This window comes from Mesorhizobium australicum WSM2073 (genome assembly GCF_000230995.2).
In the GTDB taxonomy this organism is placed as follows: Bacteria; Pseudomonadota; Alphaproteobacteria; order Rhizobiales; family Rhizobiaceae; genus Mesorhizobium; species Mesorhizobium australicum.
Genome location: NC_019973.1, coordinates 3,942,279 through 3,965,090 on the forward strand (window position 1 = coordinate 3,942,279; position 22,812 = coordinate 3,965,090).

General features: G+C 62.9%; 19 protein-coding genes. 13 read left to right on the plus strand and 6 right to left on the minus strand.

Annotated features, from left to right (window positions below; all coding sequences use genetic code 11):
* Positions 1–71: 71 nt before the first annotated feature.
* A complete protein-coding gene (locus MESAU_RS18885; RefSeq protein ID WP_015317641.1) occupies positions 72–824 on the plus strand; it encodes a DUF502 domain-containing protein in 753 nt (250 codons plus the stop codon).
* Here the strand turns inward: MESAU_RS18885 and recG are convergent.
* Entirely contained in the window at positions 776–2,884 is a 2,109-nt protein-coding gene (gene recG / locus MESAU_RS18890) for an ATP-dependent DNA helicase RecG (protein WP_015317642.1), read from the minus strand. The two genes, MESAU_RS18885 and recG, sit on opposite strands and share 49 nt — an antisense overlap.
* Before the next feature lie 92 nt (positions 2,885–2,976).
* On the opposite strand from recG, the gene MESAU_RS18895 reads away from it, so the two are divergent.
* The 3 genes from MESAU_RS18895 to MESAU_RS18905 all read left to right on the plus strand — a co-directional run bounded on the left by MESAU_RS18895 (position 2,977) and on the right by MESAU_RS18905 (position 8,365).
* Complete coding sequence (locus MESAU_RS18895; RefSeq protein WP_015317643.1) at positions 2,977–3,264, plus strand: succinate dehydrogenase assembly factor 2; 288 nt, start codon at positions 2,977–2,979, stop codon at positions 3,262–3,264.
* Positions 3,265–3,335: 71 nt separating this feature from the next.
* Positions 3,336–6,833, plus strand: a complete 3,498-nt coding sequence (gene mfd / locus MESAU_RS18900) for a transcription-repair coupling factor (RefSeq protein WP_015317644.1) — start codon at positions 3,336–3,338, stop codon at positions 6,831–6,833.
* Between the two features lie 158 nt (positions 6,834–6,991).
* On the plus strand, positions 6,992–8,365 hold the full coding sequence (locus tag MESAU_RS18905) for a class II 3-deoxy-7-phosphoheptulonate synthase (RefSeq protein WP_015317645.1): 1,374 nt from the start codon (positions 6,992–6,994) through the stop codon (positions 8,363–8,365).
* Between the two features lie 114 nt (positions 8,366–8,479).
* Here the strand turns inward: MESAU_RS18905 and MESAU_RS18910 are convergent, their stop codons facing one another.
* A complete protein-coding gene (locus tag MESAU_RS18910; RefSeq protein WP_015317646.1) occupies positions 8,480–9,550 on the minus strand; it encodes a GGDEF domain-containing protein in 1,071 nt (356 codons plus the stop codon).
* Positions 9,551–9,947: 397 nt separating this feature from the next.
* Between MESAU_RS18910 and MESAU_RS18915 the strand changes: the two genes are divergently transcribed.
* The 3 genes from MESAU_RS18915 to MESAU_RS18925 all read left to right on the plus strand — a co-directional run bounded on the left by MESAU_RS18915 (position 9,948) and on the right by MESAU_RS18925 (position 11,430).
* Positions 9,948–10,364 (plus strand): GFA family protein, encoded by a 417-nt coding sequence (locus tag MESAU_RS18915; protein WP_015317647.1) that lies wholly within the window; start codon positions 9,948–9,950, stop codon positions 10,362–10,364.
* A 78-nt stretch (positions 10,365–10,442) separates the two neighbouring features.
* The gene (locus tag MESAU_RS18920) at positions 10,443–10,802 is read left to right on the plus strand and encodes a diacylglycerol kinase (protein WP_015317648.1); all 360 of its coding nucleotides are present in this window, start codon (positions 10,443–10,445) and stop codon (positions 10,800–10,802) included.
* Positions 10,803–10,842: 40 nt separating this feature from the next.
* Positions 10,843–11,430, plus strand: a complete 588-nt coding sequence (locus MESAU_RS18925) for a hemerythrin domain-containing protein (RefSeq protein WP_015317649.1) — start codon at positions 10,843–10,845, stop codon at positions 11,428–11,430.
* A 3-nt stretch (positions 11,431–11,433) separates the two neighbouring features.
* Here MESAU_RS18925 and MESAU_RS18930 read toward each other — a convergent pair whose 3' ends face one another.
* Positions 11,434–12,021 carry a DedA family protein gene (locus tag MESAU_RS18930; protein WP_015317650.1) on the minus strand — a complete coding sequence of 196 codons (588 nt, stop codon included), beginning with the start codon at positions 12,019–12,021 and terminating at the stop codon, positions 11,434–11,436.
* Positions 12,018–12,578, minus strand: a complete 561-nt coding sequence (locus MESAU_RS18935) for a DUF1003 domain-containing protein (protein WP_015317651.1) — start codon at positions 12,576–12,578, stop codon at positions 12,018–12,020. The genes MESAU_RS18930 and MESAU_RS18935 overlap by 4 nt, the downstream gene beginning before the upstream one ends.
* 182 nt (positions 12,579–12,760) lie before the next feature.
* On the opposite strand from MESAU_RS18935, the gene MESAU_RS18940 reads away from it, so the two are divergent.
* The 6 genes from MESAU_RS18940 (at position 12,761) to MESAU_RS18965 (ending at position 20,806) form a co-directional block, all read left to right on the plus strand.
* Positions 12,761–13,477, plus strand: coding sequence for a DNA-3-methyladenine glycosylase I (locus tag MESAU_RS18940; protein WP_015317652.1), 717 nt, complete (start codon positions 12,761–12,763; stop codon positions 13,475–13,477).
* Between the two features lie 63 nt (positions 13,478–13,540).
* A complete protein-coding gene (locus MESAU_RS18945; protein ID WP_015317653.1) occupies positions 13,541–15,217 on the plus strand; it encodes an NAD+ synthase in 1,677 nt (558 codons plus the stop codon).
* Positions 15,218–15,273: 56 nt separating this feature from the next.
* Entirely contained in the window at positions 15,274–15,690 is a 417-nt protein-coding gene (locus MESAU_RS18950; RefSeq protein WP_015317654.1) for a GNAT family N-acetyltransferase, read from the plus strand.
* 385 nt (positions 15,691–16,075) lie between these two features.
* Entirely contained in the window at positions 16,076–17,881 is a 1,806-nt protein-coding gene (locus MESAU_RS18955; RefSeq protein ID WP_041163825.1) for an ABC transporter ATP-binding protein, read from the plus strand.
* Positions 17,882–17,944: 63 nt separating this feature from the next.
* Positions 17,945–19,255, plus strand: a complete 1,311-nt coding sequence (locus MESAU_RS18960) for a hypothetical protein (RefSeq protein WP_245262880.1) — start codon at positions 17,945–17,947, stop codon at positions 19,253–19,255.
* 177 nt (positions 19,256–19,432) lie between these two features.
* A complete protein-coding gene (locus MESAU_RS18965) occupies positions 19,433–20,806 on the plus strand; it encodes a glutamate--tRNA ligase (protein WP_015317657.1) in 1,374 nt (457 codons plus the stop codon).
* Here the strand turns inward: MESAU_RS18965 and MESAU_RS18970 are convergent.
* Both MESAU_RS18970 and MESAU_RS18975 read right to left on the minus strand, forming a co-directional pair.
* Positions 20,724–21,923 carry a DUF2865 domain-containing protein gene (locus tag MESAU_RS18970; protein WP_015317658.1) on the minus strand — a complete coding sequence of 400 codons (1,200 nt, stop codon included), beginning with the start codon at positions 21,921–21,923 and terminating at the stop codon, positions 20,724–20,726. The two genes, MESAU_RS18965 and MESAU_RS18970, sit on opposite strands and share 83 nt — an antisense overlap.
* Positions 21,924–22,066: 143 nt before the next feature.
* Complete coding sequence (locus tag MESAU_RS18975) at positions 22,067–22,744, minus strand: outer membrane protein (protein WP_015317659.1); 678 nt, start codon at positions 22,742–22,744, stop codon at positions 22,067–22,069.
* Between the last annotated feature and the right edge of the window lie 68 nt (positions 22,745–22,812).

Genomic DNA, 22,812 nt, shown 5'->3' on the forward strand with positions numbered 1-22,812 from the left:
TAAAAACTTCGCAGTTCCAAAGCGTCTTCCGGTTCACTAATGTCGCGTCGCAATAGCGCCTCCGGTGAACCATGTCAGACGCTCCCAAGACTTCCGGCATGACACGGCTGAGGAACTATTTCCTCACGGGCTTCATCGTCTGCGCGCCGCTGGCGATCACCGCCTATATCGCCTGGTCGTTCATCGGCTGGGTCGATTCCTGGGTGAAACCGTATATTCCGGCGCGCTACAGCCCCGACACCTATCTGCCGTTTCCGGTTCCAGGGTTCGGGCTCATCGTTGCGCTCATCCTGATCACGCTGATCGGTTTTCTGACCGCCAACATTGTCGGCCGCGCCATAGTCGGCTTTGGCGAGCGCTTGCTTGGCCGCATGCCGCTGGTGCGCGGCATATACGGCTCGCTGAAGCAGATTTTTGAGACCGTGCTGTCGAACAAGGGCGACATGTTCCGCCAGGTTGGGCTGGTCGAATATCCACGCAAGGGCGTGTGGTCGCTGGTGTTCGTCGCCAGCGAAAAGGAAACCGAGATCAACCAGAAGCTCGACCAGGAAGGTGATCCGCTGATTGCCGTGTTCATGCCGTGCACGCCGAACCCGACGACCGGTTTCCTGATGTTTGTGCTGAAGTCGGACATCGTGCCGCTCGACATGACGATCGAGGACGGCGCCAAGCTGATCGTATCAGCCGGGTTGGTGGCTCCCGAGGTGAAGACGAAACTGGTGACGCTGAACGGCGAGCCGATCAACGGAACCCTGGCCAATCCGCCGCTAGGGCCTCACCCGGCGCGCAGGAGCCGCACGGCCTCGTCGCGGCCGAACAAGTAGAGCAGGAGCCGCAGCGCCTCGCCGCGGTCCGATTGCAGTTCTGGGTCGCGCGACAGGATCAGCCTGGCGTCGTTACGGGCGGCCTCCAGTAGGTCGGCATGCACCTCGATGCGCGCCACCTGGAAACCCGGCGTGCCGGACTGGCGGGTGCCCAGCAGTTCGCCTTCGCCGCGCAATTTCAGGTCCTCCTCGGCGATCAGGAAACCGTCCTCGGTCTCGCGCATCACCGACAGCCGGCGTTTTGCGGTCTCGCCAAGCGGATCCTTGTACAGCAGCACGCAGGACGAGGGCTTGTCGCCGCGTCCGACCCGGCCGCGCAGCTGGTGCAACTGGGCGAGGCCGAAGCGTTCGGCATGCTCGATGACCATGATCGTGGCGTCAGGAACGTCCACGCCGACCTCGATGACCGTGGTGGCGATCAGGATGCGCGTCTCGCCTTGCTTGAAGGCGCGCATCGCCTCGTCCTTCTCGACACCCTTCATGCGGCCGTGGACAAGGCCGATGCGATCGCCGAACAGCGGCTTCAGCGAGGCAAAGCGATCCTCGGCCGACATCAGTTTTATTTCTTCGGATTCCTCGACCAGCGGGCAAATCCAGTAGATCTTCTGGCCATCCGCGACGGCATCGAGCATGCGGCCGACCAGCTCGTCGAGCCGCTCCAGCGGCAGCGTGACGGTGCGGATCGGCTGGCGGCCGGCGGGTTTTTCCGTCAGCTTCGACACGTCCATGTCGCCGAAGGCGGTCAGCACCAGCGTGCGCGGGATGGGGGTCGCGGTCATGACCAGCATGTCGGGGGCGTCGCCCTTGGCGGTGATGGCAAGCCGCTGGTGGACGCCGAAGCGATGCTGCTCATCGATGACGGCCAGGACCAGGTCGTGGAAGCTGACCGTTTCCTGAAACAGCGCATGGGTGCCGACGACGATGTCGATCTCGCCGCTGGCAAGACCCGCCAGCGTTTCGGCTCGCTCGCGACCCTTTTCACGGCCGGTCAGGATGGCGATGCGCAAGCCGACCTTGGCGGCAAGCGGGGTGATCGTCGCCAGATGCTGGCGCGCGAGGATTTCGGTCGGCGCCATCAGCGCCGCCTGGCCGCCGGCCTCGACAGCGCGTGCCATGGCAAGCAGCGCCACCACCGTCTTGCCCGAGCCGACGTCACCTTGCAGCAGCCGCAGCATGCGCTCCGGATCGGCGAGATCAGCGTTGATTTCGGCGAGCGCGAATTCCTGCGAGGGCGTAAGCGAATAGGGAAGGGCTGTACGCAGCTTCTCGACGATGCGCCCATCGCCGACGAGAGGGCGGCCTGACAGGCGCCGCACCTTTGCCCGCACCAGAGCCAGCGAGACCTGGCCGGCGAGCAATTCATCATAGGCGAGGCGGCGCCATGCAGCCCCTTCGACCGCGACATCGATCGGATCAGCGGGATAATGGATGCGGGTCAGCGCGTCGCCGAAGGACGCAAAGCTCTGGCGGCGCATGAAGGCATCATCCTGCCATTCCGGCAGCTCCGGCAGGCGGCCGAGCGCCTGGCCGATCGCCCGGCGCAGCACCTTGCCCGAGAGGCCGGCGGTCAGCGGATAGACCGGTTCGACCAGCGGCAGGTTTTCCGCTTCGCTGGCGAGCGCGATATGGTCGGGGTGGACCATGGTTGGGCGGCCGTTGAACCATTCCATCCGGCCTGACACCACGACATGCTCGCCCACAGGCATTGCCTTTTCGAGATAGGCGGCATGGGCATGGAAGAAGGTCAGGCCGATTTCGCCCGTGTCGTCATGGGCGTACACCCGGTAGGGCACCGACCTGTTGCCGCGCGGTGGCGGCTGGTGGCGGTCTATGCGCAGCTCAAGCGTGACGATGGCGCCTTCGGCCGCGAGTGCGATGCCCGGCCGGTGTCGGCGGTCGATGACGGTGTGCGGCAGCACGAACAGGAGGTCGCCGGCGCGTGCGGCGCGGTCGCCGAGATCGGCGGCAACGACCTTCTCGATCAGCGCGCCAACCTTCGGCCCGACGCCGGCAAGCGAGGTGATCGGGACAAATAGGGGATCGAGGATGGAAGGACGCATGATGTCAGCTTATGTCGCGACGGCCGCAGCGCAAGGCTGACAGCGCCCACTATCCACGCTATATGCGCCGCTTGAAGCGAGGATGCGGCACAATGACCGGAACGAAACGATCAAGCGAGGGGCTGGACGCCCATCGCCGCAAGCTGTTGTTCCGTTCCTGGCATCGCGGCATGCGCGAGATGGATCTCATCCTCGGCACCTTCGCCGATGCCGAGATCGGCACCTTGACCGCCGACGAAATCGACCAATATGAGAGGCTCCTCGATATTGTCGACACGGAATTCCTGCCGCTGGTTACGGGCGAACGCCCGGTGCCGGCGGAGATCGACTGTGCCGTCCTGCAAAAAATCCTGGCGTCCCGCCGGACCATGACTTTCTGAACACACGCAATTCCAGGAAAAGTGCGCAGCGGTTTTCCCATGGGAATTGCGACAAACAAGACCGTGATTTGATGGCTCTCATTCCCACCATTGGCTTGCCGAAGGGCCGCGCCGGCCAGTTCATCGTCGACGGTGTCGCGGACGGCTACGAGGCTTTCGCGCTGGTGCAGACGGCGCTCGAGATCGCGCCCGACAAGCCGGTGCTGTTCGTGGCCCGCGACGGCCAGCGCCTGCCTTCGATCATCGAGGCGCTGTCCTTCGTCGCGCCGGGCCTGCCTGTGCTGGAACTGCCTGCCTGGGACTGCCTGCCATACGACCGTGTCTCGCCCGGTTCGGATGCCGCCGCCAAGCGCCTCGATGCGCTGACCGCCATGATCGCACTGGCGAAGAAACGGCACCGTGCCGTAATTCTCACCACCGCCAATGCGCTGCTGCAGCGCATTCCGCCCGCGGAGCTTGTCGAGGCCCAAACCTTCCACGCCAGGCCCGGCAACCAGATCGACATGAATGCGCTGATCGCCCGGCTGGAGACGTCGGGATTCGAGCGGGTGCCGACCGTGCGCGGCATCGGCGAATTCGCGGTGCGCGGCGGCATTCTCGACCTCTTTGCACCCGGCTGGAGCGAGGCGCTAAGGCTTGATTTCTTCGGCGACACGCTGGAATCGATCCGCGTCTTCGATGCCGCCACGCAGCGCACCACCGGCCAGCGCAAGTCGATGGCGCTTCAGGCGATGAGCGAGGTGGCGCTGACGCCCGAAACCATCAGCCGCTTCCGCCGCTCCTATATCGAGGCTTTCGGCGCACCCCAGCGTGACGACGGACTCTATGCGGCGGTCAGCGAAGGCCGGCGCTTCGCGGGCATGGAGCATTGGCTGCCGTTCTTCTACGAGCGGCTGGAGACGGTGTTCGACTACCTGCCCGACGCACCCGTGGTTTTCGACCATCTGGCACATGAGGCGCTGGCCGAGCGCCATACGCTGATCCTCGATCACTACGAGGCGCGCAAAAAGCAGGCTGACGCGGCGCTCAAGGATGCGGTCCCCTACAAGCCGGTAGCGCCGGATCTGCTCTATCTCTCGCCGGAGAATCTGAAGGCTTCGCTTGGCGAGCGCGAAGACATCGACTTTACCGTGTTCGACGCGCCGGACCTGGGGAGCAAGAAAGTCTTCCACGCCGGCTCGCGCCATGGCCGCAGCTTCGTCGAGGAGCGAGCCGATCCGAACGTCAACGTCTTCGATGTCGTCGTCCGGCACATAGCCGACGAGCGCGCGGCGCGCCGCCGGGTCGTTATCGCCGGCTGGACCGAGGGCTCGCTCGACCGCCTTGGCCAGATCCTGGCCGAGCACCATCTCGGCAATCTCAAGCAGGTCGAGACGCTGGCGGAGGCCGAACAGCTCGAGCCGGGACAGGCCGCATTGGCGGTTTTGCCGCTGGAATCCGGTTTTGAGACCGAAAAGCTGGTCGTCGTCGCCGAACAGGACATTTTGGGCGACCGGCTGATCCGCCGCTCGAAGCGCAAGAAGCGCGCGTCCGACTTCATCGCCGAAGCCTCGGCCTTGTCGGCCGGCGATATTGTCGTCCATGCCGACCATGGCATTGGCCGTTTCATCGGTCTGCGCACCATCGAAGCGGTTGGCGCGCCGCATGACTGCCTGGAAATCCACTATGCCGGCGACGACCGGCTGTTCCTGCCGGTGGAAAACATCGAGCTGCTGTCGCGCTATGGCTCCGACACGGCCGAAGCGACGCTGGACAAGCTGGGCGGCGGCGCCTGGCAGTCGCGCAAGGCGAAGCTGAAGCGGCGCCTGCTTGACATGGCCGGACAACTGATCCGCATCGCCGCCGAGCGGCAGATGCGGGCCGCACCGGCCCTGGTGCCGGCCGAAGGCCTCTATGACGAGTTCGCCGCCCGGTTCCCCTACGAGGAAACCGACGACCAGCAGACGGCCATTGACTCGGTACGTGACGATCTCGGCGCGGGTAGGCCAATGGACCGGCTGATCTGCGGCGATGTCGGCTTCGGCAAGACCGAAGTGGCGCTGCGCGCCGCCTTTATCGCGGCGATGGAAGGGTTTCAGGTCGCGGTGGTGGTGCCGACGACACTGTTGTCGCGTCAGCATTTCAAGACATTCTCGCAGCGTTTCTCAGGGCTTCCCATCCGTGTCGCCCAGGCGTCACGGCTGGTGGGCTCAAAGGAATTAGCGGAGACCAAGAAGGGCATTGCCGAAGGGCAGGTCGATATCGTTATCGGCACCCATGCGCTGCTGGGCTCCGCGATTTCGTTCAAGAATCTCGGCCTGCTGATCATCGACGAGGAGCAGCATTTTGGCGTCAAGCATAAGGAACGGCTGAAGGATCTGAAGACCGACGTCCATGTTCTGACCCTGTCGGCGACGCCGATCCCGCGCACGCTGCAACTGGCGCTGACGGGCGTGCGCGAACTGTCGCTGATCGCCACGCCACCGGTCGACCGCATGGCGGTGCGCACCTTCATCTCGCCCTTCGACCCGCTGGTCATTCGCGAGACGTTGTTGCGCGAGCGCTACCGAGGCGGCCATTCCTTCTATGTCGTTCCGCGTATCAGCGATCTGGTGGAAATCCATGATTTCCTGAAGGAATCTGTTCCTGAGCTGAAGGTAGCGGTGGCGCATGGGCAGATGCCACCGGGCGAACTCGACGACATCATGAACGCGTTCTATGACGGCCAGTATGATGTGCTTTTGTCGACGACCATCGTCGAATCCGGACTCGACATCCCGACCGCAAACACGCTGATCATCCACCGCGCCGACATGTTCGGCCTGTCGCAGCTCTACCAGTTGCGCGGCCGCGTCGGGCGCTCGAAGGTGCGCGCCTATGCGCTGTTCACCCTGCCGGCCAACCGCAAGCTCACCGACACTGCCGAGCGCCGTCTGAAGGTACTGCAGTCGCTCGACACGCTCGGCGCCGGCTTCCAGCTCGCCAGCCATGACCTGGATATCAGGGGCGCCGGCAACCTGCTGGGGGAGGAGCAGTCCGGGCACATCAAGGAGGTCGGTTTCGAGCTCTACCAGCAGATGCTGGAGGAAGCGGTCGCCGAGGTGAAGGATTCCGGCGAGGTGCAGGATGGCGGATGGTCGCCGCAGATCGCCGTCGGCACGGCGGTGATGATCCCGGAAGGCTACGTGCCGGACCTGCAGCTCAGGCTGGCGCTGTACCGCCGTCTCGGCGATCTCGAAAACACCGAGGAGATCGACGCCTTCGGCGCCGAACTGATCGACCGTTTCGGCCCGTTGCCGGAGGAAGTGAAACATCTCCTCAAGATCGTCTTCATCAAGGCGCTGTGCCGCAAGGCCAATGTCGAGAAGCTCGATGCCGGGCCGAAGGGTATCGTCATCCATTTCCGCAAGCGCGAGTTCTCGAACCCGGTCGGGCTGGTCAAGTATATTGGCGAGCAGGGTTCGCTGGCCAAGATCAGGGCCGACCATAGCGTGGTCTTCATCCGCGACTGGCCGACGGCGGAGAAGCGTCTGGCGGGCTCGGCTGTGGTCATGACGCAACTGGCGCGACTGGTGGATAAGGCAGCCTGATCTCGCCTTTCGGGCCGTCCTGGGCGCGTCAGCCATTCGCCAGCACCGAAATTCCGGTCTAGAATAGGAAATCGGCTTCGTGTATGGAGCCGCCACCCCAGTTTGGGGCGGGAAATGGCGGGCGAGGGTGTCCGCCGGAAAGAGCGTTGGGTGCAGCGATGACGAAATGGTCGCCGAATTCGTGGAGAGCAAAGCCGATCAAGCAAGTTCCCGCCTATCCGGACCTTGCCGCGCTGAAGAACACGGAAGCCCAACTCGCCACCTTCCCGCCGCTGGTCTTTGCCGGCGAAGCGCGCAAGCTGAAGAAGCAGTTGGCAGCGGTTGCCGCCGGCGAAGCCTTCCTGCTCCAGGGTGGTGATTGCGCGGAGAGTTTTGCCGAGCATGGCGCCGACAACATCCGCGACTTCTTCCGCGTCTTCCTGCAGATGTCCGTGGTGCTGACCTTCGCCGGTGCGCAGCCGGTGGTGAAGGTTGGCCGTGTCGCCGGCCAGTTCGCCAAGCCGCGCTCGTCCGACAACGAGACCAAGGGCGAAGTGACGCTGCCGAGCTATCGCGGCGACATCATCAACGGCATCGAGTTCGACCAGAAGTCGCGCATTCCCGATCCCGCCCGCCAGGAAATGGCCTACCGCCAGTCGGCGGCCACGCTCAACCTCCTGCGTGCCTTCGCGCAGGGCGGTTATGCCAGCCTGGAGAATGTGCATCGCTGGATGCTCGGCTTCGTCTCCGACAGCCCGCAGGGCGAGAAATACGAGTCGCTTGCCAACCGCATCACCGAGACGATGGATTTCATGCGCGCGGTCGGCATTACGTCCGAAACCAATTTCGCGCTGCGCGAAACCGACTTCTACACCAGCCACGAGGCCCTGCTGCTCGGCTACGAGGAGGCGCTGACCCGTGTTGATTCCACCTCGGGCGACTGGTACGCCACGTCGGGTCACATGATCTGGATCGGCGACCGCACGCGTCAACCCGACCACGCCCATGTCGAATATTGCCGCGGCATCAAGAACCCGCTCGGCCTGAAATGCGGTCCGTCGCTGACGCCGGACGGTCTGCTGGAACTGATCGACCTGCTGAACCCCGAGAACGAGCCGGGCCGGCTGACGCTGATCGCCCGCTTCGGTTCGGACAAGGTTGCCGACCATCTGCCGAAGCTGGTGCGCGCTGTGCAGAAGGAGGGCCGCAGCGTGGTCTGGTCGTCGGATCCGATGCATGGCAACACGATCGAGGCGGCCGGCTACAAGACACGGCCCTTCGACCGCATCCTGAAGGAGGTGCAGACCTTCTTCGAGGTGCACCGCGCCGAAGGCACGCATCCGGGCGGCATCCATGTTGAGATGACCGGCAAGAACGTCACCGAATGCACCGGTGGCGCCCGTGCCATCACCGCCGAGGAGTTGCAGGACCGCTATCACACCCATTGCGATCCGCGTCTCAACGCCGACCAGGCGATCGAACTGGCCTTCCTGGTCTCGGACCTGTTGAAGAAGAGCCATCCGGTGCAGCACAAGCAGGTCGCGAACGGCTGATCTCGGCCAATTGGAACCGATAAAGGAAAGGCGCCTGGGAAACCGGCGCCTTTTTTATTGCAACTTCGGTTTGTGCTTCCGACCGTGTCGGCGCAACCGGCAAAAGCGAAAGCCTCAGTCTTTCTTGTAAAGCAGCCAGCTTTTGCCGGCGCGCCCTGCCATGGCTGAATGCCTGGTGACGCGGTTGCGCCCGCTGACCTTGGAGCGGTAGAGCGCCCGATCCGCCTTGGTGTAGAGGTCTTCGGGGCCTTCGGCCTCTGATGCCATGCAGATGCCCATCGATACCGTCACGGTGCCGTAATTCATGCCGGTCTGGCTGCTGGTGAACGGCGTCTGCTCGATCAGGGCGCGAATGCGTTCCGCGATCTCGTAGGTTGCGTCCTCGCTGGCGCCCTCGATGATCAGCGCGAACTCCTCGCCGCCGGTTCGGGCGACGAACATGTCGCCGCGGATGCTGGTCTGCAAAATCTCGGCGATGATCTGGATGATCTTGTCGCCGACAGGATGGCCATAGCGGTCATTAATGTCCTTGAACCGGTCGATGTCGACAAGGACAAGGGCATTGAACAGAATACCCTTGTTGCTGTTGTAGATCCTGGTGATTTCCTTGTCGAAAGCGCGACGATTCCAGATCTGGGTCAACGGATCCGTATCGGCCAGCCGCTTGTATTCCTCGAGCTTCGACTTGACGCTCTCAAGCTCCGCCGTCTTGTCGCTGAGCGTCGAGGCGACCTGCCGGCCGTGGTCGATCGTCGAATTGGTTGCGATCGTCATTGCGTTGGCGATCTTTTGCAGAAGATCCTGGGAGAGAAGGCTGCGGTTGCTCAGGCCACTGGATGTCTCGTCGAGGATCCTGCCGTATTTTTCGATATGGCTGCGCTCGCTGCGCAGGAGCGACGCGACCTCCTCAAGCTCCTTGGCGATGACGTCCCGGGCATGCTCGATGATGCCGGGGCCATGATTATGGGCAAAGAAAGCGCGCCCGATCTGATCCAGCTCATCCTGCGTCGGCCGGCTGCTCAGCGACAGGACGGCAAGACCGAGCTCGCGGTTGGTGCCGCTCAGGGCCTCATAGAAGATCTCGTAGTTGCGCGGCAGGCCGAGCACGCCAAGCTGGCGCATGGTGGCCACGACTGTGCTTGCGATCTCAGTGTTTCGTTCGGTCTGGGTGGCCGCCGGCTGCATGGTTGTTCGCTCTTCCCTTGGGAACGCGCCTGAACTTGGCGCATATCCATCATCGCTGACGCGGGGACGCCACCCATTCGAAGCCGACACACGAAAAGGCGCGTCCCCACACGCGACCTTCGATGGAGACCACCATAGATGCAGTAGCGCTAAAGTTTCCTTAATCGGCAGAACTCACGCCTTTTCGCTACATCAGGCTGCATGCGTCCAACCAAACTATCAACCTCCAGGCAGCGCTGATTGGCGGCGTTGCATGCAAATTCGCGTACCGATCTGGCTGAGCGAAACTGAACTTCAGATTTTCCACAACAACAGATGTCGCAATTGCTTACGCATGACGGCCGCAAAGCTGGAATGCTGGTGCCTTCGTCAGACTACAGTTTAGGGGAGAAACCCAGTGCGGGAGAGTCACCAGGGATCATGCCTGTGCGGAGCGGTCCGCTTCCGGACAAGTGGGGCACTGCGTGGCGTCGTCTACTGCCATTGTTCGCAATGCCGCAAACAGAGCGGGCATTTCTATGCCGCGACCAATGTTGCCGATACCGACATCGTGATCGAAGGCACGGAAAGCATCACCTGGTATGAAGCGTCCGGCTTCGCCAGGCGCGGCTTTTGCAAGACATGCGGGTCGCTGCTGTTCTGGAAGGCGATGGACCAAGACCATATCTCGGTCATGGCGGGATCGTTCGACAAGCCGACAGCGCTCGAGGGCGAATGTCATATCTTCGTCGGCGACAAGGGCGACTATTATTCGATCGACGATGGGCTGCCGCAGTTTGAAAAGTCGACACCGGCCATACCGGTAGCCGAATGAAATTTGGACGATCCGCCTTATTCCATTGATCGGGGCATTGCTTTATCCCGGGCCGGTGATTCCGAGAGGGGCCTTGGCATGCAGCGGCTGATCGATGCTTTTATCAATTCGGTGCGGGCATTTCGCAAGCTTGCGGTTAGCGAGAAGGCTTTCCAGCAGGAACTGATGCTGCTGGTGCTGGCCTTGCCCGCTGGCTGGTTCGTTTCGGTGTCTTGGCGCGGTTACGCGCTGCTGATCGGCGCGGTGCTCCTCTTGATCATGGTCGAAGTGCTGAACACGGGCATCGAGGCGGCGTGCGACGCAATTTCTCGTGAATTCCATATCGATATCCAGCTCGCCAAGGATTGTGGCTCGCTGGCGGTGCTGATTTCTGTGGTGATTGCCGGCGGCGTCTGGGGCATCGCTCTCATTGAGCGCATAACGGGGGTGCCGATCTGAAGCTTTGATGCCTATATGACGGTCACCAAAGGAGACCGTCATGGCAGAGGTCACGAATTCATCGCCTCTCGAACGCCTGGGCCTGCCGGACGACCTGCGCTGGCTGGCCGACAAATATCCCCGCGAAAGCTGGCAGGCTCACGCCAACATTCACGGCATGGCCAATATGTGGCTGCAGCGGCACGACATGTTCCGCGAACTCGGCGGCATGCTCACCGGCGGTATTGGCAACTATCGCGAGGGCAGACTGACGGCCCCCGATTTCGCGCGCTGGTTCGCGCCGCGCCTCAACCATTTTCTCGGGCATCTCGACGGCCACCACAATGTCGAGGATTACCAGTATTTCCCGGCCTTCACCAAGGCGGAGCCCCGTCTGAAGCGCGGGTTCGAGATTCTCGATGCCGACCACCACACCATCCATGTAGGATTGGAGCGCAACGCCGAGGCGGCGAACGCGTTCATCCGTACACTTCAGGAGAGTGAGGACAAGCAGCGCTTCGCCGCCGATGCCTATGCCGACGAAAACAACCGTCTGATCGCGATGCTGACCCGGCATCTGGCCGATGAGGAGGACCTGATCATCCCGCTCATCCTCGATCGGGGGGACCAGGCGCTCGGCATCGACTGACGGTCAAAACTCCTTGTCGCGCTCCCGCTTGGCGACATGGCGGGCGACAAGCCAGGCAAGCACGGCCACGGCAAGGCCGATGCCGAGCCCGACGAACAGCCGCTTGTGCTGCATCAGGGCCTGGCCGATCAACTGCTCGGCTCCCAATCCGAAGACATAGCCGATCGTGCTGAACAGGACCGCCCAGATGACCGAGGAAATGGCGTTGAGGATGATGAAGCGCGGCGCCGCTATGGTCGAAAGGCCGGCCGCGATGCCGCCGACCAGGCGCATGCCGTAGACATAGCGGTTCGACAGCACGAAGATGTTGGGATGGGTGTTGAGCAGGCGGTAGGCGCGGCGAAAGCCAGGCCGCCGGCGCAGCCTGACGATATGGCGATTGTCGGCGAAACTTCTGCCGAGGATGAAGAAAAAGGTGTCGCCAGCGAAGGCGCCCAGCGCTGCCGCGACGAAGGCATGCCACAGCACGAAAACATGCTGGTGGGCGAAGAAGCCTCCCAGGATCGCGGCACTTTCGCCTTCGGCCACGCAGCCTAGAAAAACCGCCAGCAACCCGTATTGCTCGATGAAATGGTGGATCGCTTCGGTCATGAGGCCGACTGCTGTGACAGTCTTTCGTCGATCCGCTTGACCAGTTCGGCCAGCCGCACGATTTCGTCGCGCATGCCGATGATCTGGCTGTGGCGCAGTTCGTCCAGCTTCTCATGCAGCGCCATGATCTCGATCTCGGCCTTCAGATTGACCTCGTAATCATGGGCGGCATCGATGCGGTCGCGTTCGGTCTGGCGGTTCTGCGCCATCATGATCACCGGCGCCTGCAATGCGGCGACCATCGACAGGACGAGGTTGAGGAAGATGAAGGGGTAGGGGTCGAATGCATCGCGCGACAACAGCCAGACATTGGCTGATGTCCACACGATCAGGAAGGCGATGAAGGTCAGGATGAACGACCAGGAGCCGCCGATGCGGGCGATCGTATCGGCAAGGCGGTCGCCAAAAGTCTGGTGGAAAGCGACGGCCTTGTTGGTGTCCCTGGTGATGGTGGTACGCTCGATGGTGCTTTGCAGCACCCGGTTTTCCAACTGGCTCAGCCCATCCGGCTTCCGCTTCAGCCAACGGTTCGCCAGGTCGTCGATGGTCTTGTTCATGGCGTCTCCAAGCGCTTTGCTGCGCTAAAGCGCGTCGCGTCGAAGCGGATTGAGGCGACGCGCTTTAGGTTTTTGCTTTTATGCATGTCGTCTTCCCAAAACCGTTTTGGGCGACATGCATTAGAGGTAGAGGCTGCCGGCCCGGGCGGGAAGTGCTAGATTGAGGCGAACCGAGGGGACCGATGGCCGACTTCAAGAAAATTCGCGCTCGCGCGGCAAATCGCAAGGGCGGTGAGGCGGAACTGACCTCGCTGTTGGGTCCGATACCCGACAATGCCGCCGTCGCCGACATTGCCGACGCCCGCATCCTTTCGACCATGGCCGAGCGCGTCTTTGCCGCCTGGTTTCGTCTGCGCGTCATCGAGCAGAAATGGCCCGGTTTCGAGGAAGCGTTCCTGCGCTTCGAGCCGAAGCGGCTTTTGTTCCAGCCCGACGATTTCTGGCACGATCTGGCCTCGGACCAGCGCATCGTGCGCAATCCGCAGAAGATCAGGTCCGTTCGCGACAACGCCGCCTTCGTCGAGCGCGTGTCCCGGGAACATGGCGGCTTCGGCAATTTTCTCGCCGAATGGCCCGCCGATGACCAGGTCGGGCTGATGGCCTATCTCGGCAAGCATGGCAGCCGGCTCGGCGGCAACACCGGCCAGTATTTTTTGCGCTGGCTGGGCTGGGATGCTTTCGTCATTTCGGCCGACATGGCGGCAGCCCTTCGCGACGCGGGCCTCGACATCGCGGACAATCCGACATCGAAGAAGGACCTCGACAACATCCAGGTCCAGATCAACCGATGGGCCGACGAGACAGGGCTGCCGCGCCGGCATCTCTCGCGCATCCTGGCCATGTCGATCGGCGAAAACCACTCTCCGCAATCGCTGCGCGAGTATATGGGCGACGATTGACGGGCTGAATTGGTCCAAACGAACGCCATTGCGAGGTGAATTCCGCCGCGCTAAGTCAGCAGCATGACCAAGAAGCTCGACATACTGCGTATCGCCATCGCCCAGCTCAACCCGACTGTCGGCGACGTCGCCGGCAACCTCGCCAAGGCGCGCGAGGCGAGGGCGGATGCCGCCCGCCAGGGCGCCGATCTCGTGCTCTATACCGAGCTTTTCCTCGCCGGCTATCCGCCGGAGGATCTGGTGCTCAAGCCGGCGTTCCTCAAGGCATGCGAGCGGGCAGCACAGGATTTTGCCGCGGACACCGCCGATGGCGGTCCCGGCGTCATCATCGGCACGCCGCTGAAGCGCAAGAGCGGCACGCATAATTCCATCGTCTTCGCCGATGGCGGCAAGATCATCGCCGAACGCTACAAGCTCGACCTGCCCAATTACGGCGAATTCGACGAGAAGCGCGTCTTCCAGGCCGGGCCCGAGATCCAGGGACCGGTCAACTTCCGCGGCGTGCGCATCGGCATACCGATCTGCGAGGACATCTGGGGCGACGTCGCGGTCTGCGAGACGCTGGCCGAAAGCGGCGCGGAAATCCTGCTGGTGCCGAACGGGTCGCCCTATTATCGCGCCAAGATCGACGTTCGCCACCAGGTCGTGATCAAGCAAGTCATCGAATGCGGCCTGCCGATGATCTATGCCAACCAGCTCGGCGGCCAGGACGAGCTGATCTTCGACGGCGCCTCCTTCGCCATCGGGGCGGACAAGACGCTCGCCTTCCAGATGAGTCAGTTCGAGGATGCGGTGGACGTCACCACCTGGAAACGTACCGATGATGGCTGGGTCTGTTCGGAAGGACCGATGTCGAAAATCCCGGACAAGGAGGAGGCCGACTACCGCGCCTGCATGCTCGGCCTGCGCGATTACGTCAACAAGAACGGCTTCAAGAATGTGGTGCTTGGCCTCTCCGGCGGCATCGACTCCGCGATCTGTGCCGCATTGGCCGTCGATGCGCTGGGCGAGGAACGGCTGCGTGCCGTCATGATGCCTTATCGCTACACTTCGAAGGATTCCCTCAAGGACGCCGAGGACTGCGCCCGCGCCCTCGGCTGCCGCTATGACATCGTCCCGATCTTCGAGCCCGTCGAAGGCTTTTTGCATGCGCTGACGCAATTGTTCGAAGGCACCAAGGAAGGCATCACCGAGGAGAATTTGCAGAGCCGCGCGCGCGGCACCATCTTGATGGCAATCTCCAACAAATTCGGCTCGATGGTCGTCACTACGGGCAACAAGAGCGAGATGTCGGTCGGCTACGCCACCCTCTACGGCGACATGAATGGCGGCTTCAATCCGATCAAGGACCTTTACAAGATGCAGGTCTACGCGCTCTCGCGCTGGCGCAACAGCCATGTGCCGCCGGGTGCGCTCGGGCCTTCGGGCGAGGTGATCCCGAAGAACATCATCGACAAGGCGCCATCGGCCGAATTGCGCGAGAACCAGACCGACCAGGATTCGCTGCCGCCCTATCCGGTGCTGGACGACATCCTCGAATGCCTGGTCGAGAACGAGATGGGCGTCGACGACATCGTCTCGCGCGGCCATGACCGGGCGACGGTGGCGCGCATCGAACACCTGCTCTACATCGCCGAGTACAAGCGCAGGCAGGCGGCACCGGGTGTGAAGATCACCAGGAAGAATTTTGGCCGCGACCGCCGCTATCCCATCACCAATCGTTTCAGGGATCGTGGCTGAAGCGCAGTTCGTCTGCTGGACGAAAATACGCGGCATGGCGGGATAGGGATACCAGCATGCCCGACTGTGAAATCAGCTTCGACCTCTCACGGATCGACTTTCGTGCGACCTCCGACCTGTTGATGGAAAGCTACTGGGGAGCTGGACGCAGCGACGAGTTCCATCGCCGGGCCTTTGCCAACTCGTTCTGCGCCGCCGCCTACATCGCTGGCAAACAGGTCGGTTTCGGCAGGGCGATCACCGACCGCACGGTATTCGCCTATCTCGCGGATATCATCGTCTGGCCCGTGCATCGCGGGCAGGGCGTCGGCTTGCGGCTGGTGCGGGCACTCATCGACCATCCTGAACTCAGCACCGTCTCGCATTGGAGCCTGTCGACCAGCGACGCGCATGGGGTCTATGAAAAGCTGGGTTTCAAGGCATCGATGGATGGGCGATACATGCGCCTCGATCGTGCGCCGCATGCCGGGTGAACGACGTGCGACGGCGATAGGCAGGGATAGCGACTGTTGCAAAATCGCCTCATCGGCTGGGCCAGAGATGCTTTTGGCCATGGCTTGCCTTGGCGCGCAATCGAAGCACCCCTATAAGAGCGTTTCCGCGATTCCCTTCAGGGAGGACCGAATGCCAGGATTTGACATCGTTATGCGAGGCCGCGAGGCCTAGGTCTGCGCCGGTGTTCCGAAGTATCGGAACCATTCCGGGTGTAGAAAAGGCATTTGCCGCTGCCGGTCGCCGCCCTTGGGCAGGCGACCAACCATAGCCGAACCTCCGCATTCATGGGCAATTCGCCCCGGCGCGGTTTTTCAACCTTCGACTTTTATTGGGATCGGGCTCGTTTTGCGCCCGAATGACATCATGGCTCGTTTCAAGATCGATTTGCGCGCGAGCGCCTTTCGCAGCGTTCTTGGCTTCACACTTACCCATTGGCGGCGTCAGCCTTGGCGGCTCTCGCTCATCATGGGCGGTTTCCTGTTGTCGACGCTGGCCGACGTGCTGACGCCGCTCTACTCCGGTCGGCTGGTCGATGCTGTCGCCAGCAGCGCCGGAGCGGATGCCATTGCCTGGAACGCCGCGATGACGGCATTTTTCTTCTTGATGGCGCTGGCGCTGACTGGCGTCGTGTTGCGCAATCTTGCCTTCATGGGAATCGTTGAGCTGACACTCAAGATGATGGCCGACATCGCGGCCGACGCCTTCCATCGCGTTCAGCGCTTTTCGACCGACTGGCATGCCAACTCGTTTGCCGGCTCGACGGTGCGCAAGGTGACGCGCGGCATGTGGGCGCTCGACCTGCTCAACGACACGATCCTGATCGCGCTGCTGCCGTCGGTGGTCATGCTCGCCGGCTCGACGCTGCTGCTCGGCTGGTTCTGGCCGCTGATGGGCGTGGTCGTCGCGGCCGGCTCCCTGCTGTTCATCACGGTGACGGCCATGTTGTCGCTTGGCTATGTCGCGCCCGCGGCAAGGCTTGCGAACACCTGGGACACGCGCCTCGGCGGCTCGCTGGCCGACGCGGTCAGCTGCAATGCCGTGGTCAAGGGCTTTGGCGCCGAGGCGCGCGAAGAGCGCCGTCTCGCCAGGGTGGTCGCCAAATGGCGCGACCGCACGCGGCGCACCTGGGTGCGCGGCACCATCAACGGCACCACGCAAGGGGTGCTGCTGTTGGTCATGCGGGCCGCCGTGATCGGCCTGGCGCTGATGCTGTGGTCGTGGGGGCAGGCGAGCGCCGGCGATGTCGCTTTCGTGCTGACCTCATTCTTCGTGCTGCAAGGCTATTTGCGCGATATCGGCACGCATATCCGCAATCTGCAGCGTTCGATCAACGACATGGAGGAACTGGTCGATTTCCAGTCCGAACCGCTCGGCATCGAAGACAGGCCCGGCGCCGAACCGATTGCCATCACGCAGGGCCACATCGCCTTCGACAAGGTCACCTTTCACTACGGCAATCACCGGTCGCCGCTCTACCGTGACTTTTCGGTGGATATCGCGCCGGGCGAGCGTGTCGGGCTCGTCGGTCACTCGGGTTCGGGCAAGACCACATTCGTCAAGCTCATCCAGCGGCTCTATGACGTGAATGCGGGAAAGATCGTGATCGATGGCCAGGATATCTCACAGGTCGCCCAGTCGTCGCTGCGCGGCCAGATCGCCATCGTTCAGCAGGAACCGATCCTGTTCCACCGGTCGCTGGCCGAAAACATCGCCTATGCCAGGCCAAGCGCGACGCAGGGGGAGATCGAGCATGCCGCCAGGCTGGCGAGCGCCCACGACTTCATCACCAGCCTGCCGAAGGGCTATGGCACGCTGGTCGGCGAACGTGGCGTGAAACTGTCGGGCGGCGAGCGCCAGCGCGTGGCGATCGCCCGCGCTTTCCTGGCCGATGCGCGCATCCTGATCCTGGACGAGGCGACGTCGAGCCTCGATTCGGAATCGGAGGTGCTCATCCAGCAAGCGATGGAACGGCTGATGGTCGGCCGCACGACACTGGTCATCGCGCATCGGCTTTCGACGGTGCGGGCGCTCGACAGACTGCTGGTCTTCGATCGCGGCAAGATCGTCGAGGAAGGCTCGCATGACGAGTTGATCCGGCTGAAGGGCGGCATCTACCGCCGCCTGTTCGAGCGCCAGGCGCTGGAACTTACCAAGGGCCTCGTGATGTGATCCGAGGTGGCCTCCGGCTCCTGCCGGGGGCCACCTCTATCGGTTGCCATAAGCCGGCGAGCCATGTGGCGCTCGCAATCGCAGCGCGAAGCCAAAGTCCCGAGTGCGGGACGTCTGTTTACGTTACCGGCCGAGATTCGTTGTTTCCACTTTTGGTTGCTGTACTCTGTAAAAGCAACCTGTTCGGTGTTTACGATGCATCTCGTTTCCGCAAATGCCGGCGCGCAAAAGGTGACGGCCCCGTCGGTGCTGGATTCCCAGCACGGCTCGGTTCGGCCACTCGCCGCCGAAGATCTCGAGCGCGTCGCGGCACTCTTCCTGACGAAGTTTCGCCGCCGCCGGCGTCACCTCCTCGATCGCGCTATCGAGGAGACGGCCGAATACATGAGAAAGATCTATCTTGACCCCGCCGGCCAGCCCGGTGCGAGCGCTCTTGTCCAGATCAACCGGCAGGGGGATCTGGGCGGGTTCCTCGGCGTCCTGAAAGCCCGTTACGAGTTCAACGGCGCTGGATTGAATGCGGCGATCATCGGTCCGTTCATGGCCGACACTGGCGCCGACGATGGCTCGGCAGGACCGCAATTGCTGCGCGCCTTGCACCAAGGCGAATTCGATCTGCAACTGACGGATTCGGCCAACCGGGTCTCCCTGGCCTTCGCGCGACCGATGAAATACCAGCTCCTGCCGGTCCATTGCCTGGGATGGACCTGCATCTTCCGGCCAGCCGCGATGGCCGCCGCCGCGCTGCACCGTAAATGGCCCGGCCTGCCTCGCTTGGCACTCGATCCCTGTGCGAGAGCATTCGACGCTGTCGCGAAGCGAAGGTTCGGATCGCCTTTCCAGGCTTCATCGTCGCATCGGGTCCATGCCGAGCCGATCAATGCCGCGCAGTTTGCCGAGCGGTTGCCGACCCTTCTCTCCGATTACGCTCTTCGGCCGAGTTGGAAGGACGGCGAACTGCCGCGGCTGCTCGCGCTGGCGGCCGAGAAGCGGGCCGACGGACCACTTCATTTCGGCGGGACTTACGATGAGACAGGCAAAATGCTCGGTTGCTATGCCTTTTACGGCCGGGTCGGAGACATGGCGGTCCTGCTGCAAATCCAGGCTTCCGGACACCACTGGGGCGCGACGCTGGACGGCCTCGTCGCGGCAGCGCGGGATATGGGCTGCGCAGGCATAACCGGGCAGACCCAGGACAAGTTCATGCCTCACCTCTTCGGCTACAGGAATGTCTTCTTCCGCTATGCCGGCGGAACGATGGTCCGCTCGCGAATCGCCGAGGTCACGCAAGCGGTCCGCTCCGGCGACATCGCTATCGGCGGCTTGATGGGCGACCGCTGGACCCGCCTGAGTTCAGACGACTTCGGCCGCTGATCGTCGTCAACCACCTGTTCGTCGGCTCCGCTGGCCGCTTGCCCTCTCACGGCGGGGTCTTGCGCCAGCTGAGGCGTGCCGGCCCGGTCTTTTCATTCCAGCCGCCATGTTCTATGTCTGCGGCACGGCGCGGGGGCGCATCTTGTCAATCATAAAGGCATCCGGTACGCCCCGCTCATGACAGTTACCGTTCGTTTCGCCCCGTCACCGACCGGCCGCATCCATATCGGCAATGCGCGCACCGCTCTGTTCAACTGGCTGTTTGCCCTCAACAACAAGGGCCGCTTCATCCAGCGCTTCGACGACACCGACATCGCCCGCTCGAAGCAGGAATTCGCCGACGCCATCCTTTACGACCTGCACTGGCTGGGCATTTTCCCGGATGCCACCGAGTATCAGTCGCGGCGCTTCGAAATCTATGACGCGGCGGTGGAGCGGCTGAAGGCGGCGGGCGTTCTTTACGCCTGCTACGAAACGCCGGAAGAACTCGATCTCAGGCGCAAGGTGCGCCGCACGCGGGGCCTGCCGCCGGTCTATGGCCGCGAGGCATTGGCGCTGACGACAGAGCAGGTGGCCGAATATCAGGCCGATGGACGCCGGCCCCACTGGCGTTTCCTGCTGCCCAATTTCTCCGGCGATCCGCTGCAGCCGGAGCGCACCGAGATCCGCTGGGACGATTTGGTGCGTGGCGAGGAGATGGTGGATCTGGCCTCGCTGTCCGATCCGGTGCTGGTGCGTGAGGACGGCACCTATCTCTACACGCTGCCCTCCGTCGTCGACGACATGGAGATGGGTGTCAGCCATGTCATCCGCGGCGACGATCATGTCACGAACACCGGCGTGCAAATCGCCCTGTTCAAGGCGCTGGGTGCCGAGCCGCCCGTCTTCGGCCACCACAATCTCCTGACCACCGTCTCGGGCGAGGGGCTGTCGAAGCGCACCGGCGCACTTTCCATCGAGAGCCTGCGCGAAGACGGCATCGAGCCGATGGCCGTCGCTTCGCTGGCCGTACTGGTCGGCACGTCGGAAAATGTCGCGGCCGCGCATGACCTGACCGAACTCGCCGGCCATTTCGACCCGGCCGCGACCTCGAAATCGTCGTCCAAGTTCGATCCGGCCGAACTGTTCGTGCTCAACCGGGTGCTGCTGCATCACATGCCGTTCGACGAGGCGCGGGACCGGCTGATGGTGCTGGGTATTTCCGGCGAACAGGCCGAACCATTCTGGCTGGCGGTGCGCGGCAATCTCGACCGACTAGCCGATGCGGTTGCCTGGTGGCGCGTCCTGCGCGAAGGGCCGCGGGAGAAGCCCGACTTTTCCGACGACGACCGCGATTTTCTGCACCAGGCGCTCGATCTCCTGCCTGAGGAGCCGTGGAACGGGACGGTCTGGAAGGATTGGACCGGCAAGATCAGGGAAGCGACCGGCCGCAAGGGCAAGGCGCTGTTCATGCCGCTCAGGCTTGCCCTTACTGGACTGCCTTCGGGGCCGGAGCTTGCAGATCTATTGCCCCTGATGGGTCGGGAAGGAACGTTGGCCCGACGACCCTGACCTTGCGCTGGTCCGGAGGCACGGCAGAAACCGGCGATGTCACAGGCTTGGCCGAGAGGCGCTTGATGGCCTCACGGTCGAGCCCGCCGTCCCTGTTGGCCAGGGTCTCCGGGTCGGCACCCGGATCGGGCTTTAAGGCCGGCACCGGAACGAGCGGTGCCGCTTCCGGTTCGGGCTGTGACTGTTGGGGGCTTGGCGAGTTGCCGCCAATGATCTGGAAATTCTGCGCGGCGTTGCAGCCGCACGCGGGCGGCCGCGACATGTCGGGCTGCTTGTAGAGATAGGCGGTCGGCAATTCGCCGTAGGGCCTGCCGGTGACCGATGACATCATCGATGCCGAATCATCGTCCATGCCGCGCGAATAGAAGACCTGCATCTCGGTGCCGGGGCAGGCTGATTCGCAATTCTTCTGGTCGCGCTCGAAATCGCCGGCCGAGGCGGCGTTCGACATGGGGAAGAAATAGCCGTCGCAAGTGCGCACGCAACTGGTGTGGAATTCGCCGCCGCTGCTCGCAACGTCCGGACTGCCGGGCTGGTTCAGGACGCGGCCGACATCGCGTTCCTCCCCGGAATCGTCAGGCTGGTCCAATGTATCGATCTGACGGTCGTCGCCGCCGAAAAGCTGGTCGAAGAGATTGGCATTGCCTCCATCTTCACGATTCGCTTCCAGCGGAGGCTCGCGGCGCGGCGCAACCGCATCGTCACGACAGTCATTGGCATCGAGCGCCGCCAGGATACGGCCCCGGTCGCGGCGTGAACTGCCGCCGGCGAGTTGGGCGCGCTTGGCTTGCAGACTGTCGAGATTGGCGCTCATGCGCTCGATGGTGGCGTTGAGCCCGGCGCACCGGTTGATGTTGCGGGAAAATAGTGAAAACCCGCAACCGGCATTGTCCGCCTGGCTGCGGGCCTTGGAGATCTGTTCGCGCTGCCGGTAGATGGCCGCATCGTATTTGCGGATCATTGCCGGACCGCCGCCGCCACGCGAAGCCGCGGCGAGCTCGGCCTCCAGTTGACGGCAGACCCGCGAAGCGGCCTGCGGCTCGCTGACCACGGCGCCGGACAGCAGAAGGCCAAGCAGCACGGCAGCATGCGCCTGCTTCAAACCTCCGCTCGCCATCCGCCTCGATCCCGCTTGCCTGTGGTCGCCAAGGCTACCCCGTTCGCGGTTAAGCGTCTATTTCGGAAGTTGCTTAGTTGCCGGCTGAAAAAAGCCGCGCGCATTCGGTGTGCCCATCAGTCCGGCAATGGCCGGGTGGGCCATCAGAACTTGTAGTTCATCCCGATCCTGACGGTACTGAACGTGTTGTCGAAAGTCGTATTGGAGTTGGGCGCGTAGTTGATCGTCTGATCCCGCAGGTCGACATATCGGTATTCGGCATTTGCCGACCAATGATCGGTGATTGCCTGCTCCAGCCCGGCGCCAATCGTCCAGCCAATTTTGGTGTTCTTTTCGGAATAGCTGTCGGCCGGGCCATCGAGATACTGGTTCTCGACACCTCCGATAGCGAGGCCGCCGGTCCCGTAGACAAGGGTGCTGCCGAACGCATAGCCTGCCCTGGCGCTGATCGATCCGAACCAATCCACCCTGGTGTCGTAGACATCGCCTCCGCCGACATTGACCTCGTCGGAATGCCCCTTGATATCGGCGCCCGAAATATCGGCCTCGATCCCCAGAACCGCGGAATTGACCTGGTAATTGTAGCCGATCTGGACACCGCCCAGAAAGCCGTCGATGTCGTAGTCCTGCGTGCCCCGGATCGCTGGCGTATTTGGCAGGTTGTAGGTCGCGTCGGTTTTGCCGAAACCATAGCCGAGATGCCCGCCGACATAGACGCCGGACCAGTCATGCGCGGCCGGGCCCAGCCCGATGGCGTCGGCGGCGAACGCCTGTCCGCCAATCACAGTCAGCATTGCCGAAGCCAGCAACAGGGCTCTCATGACATTTTCACCGCCCAATCAGACGGCGTGACCATATCAAATTGACCTGGTCCGAGAAATCCGCATTC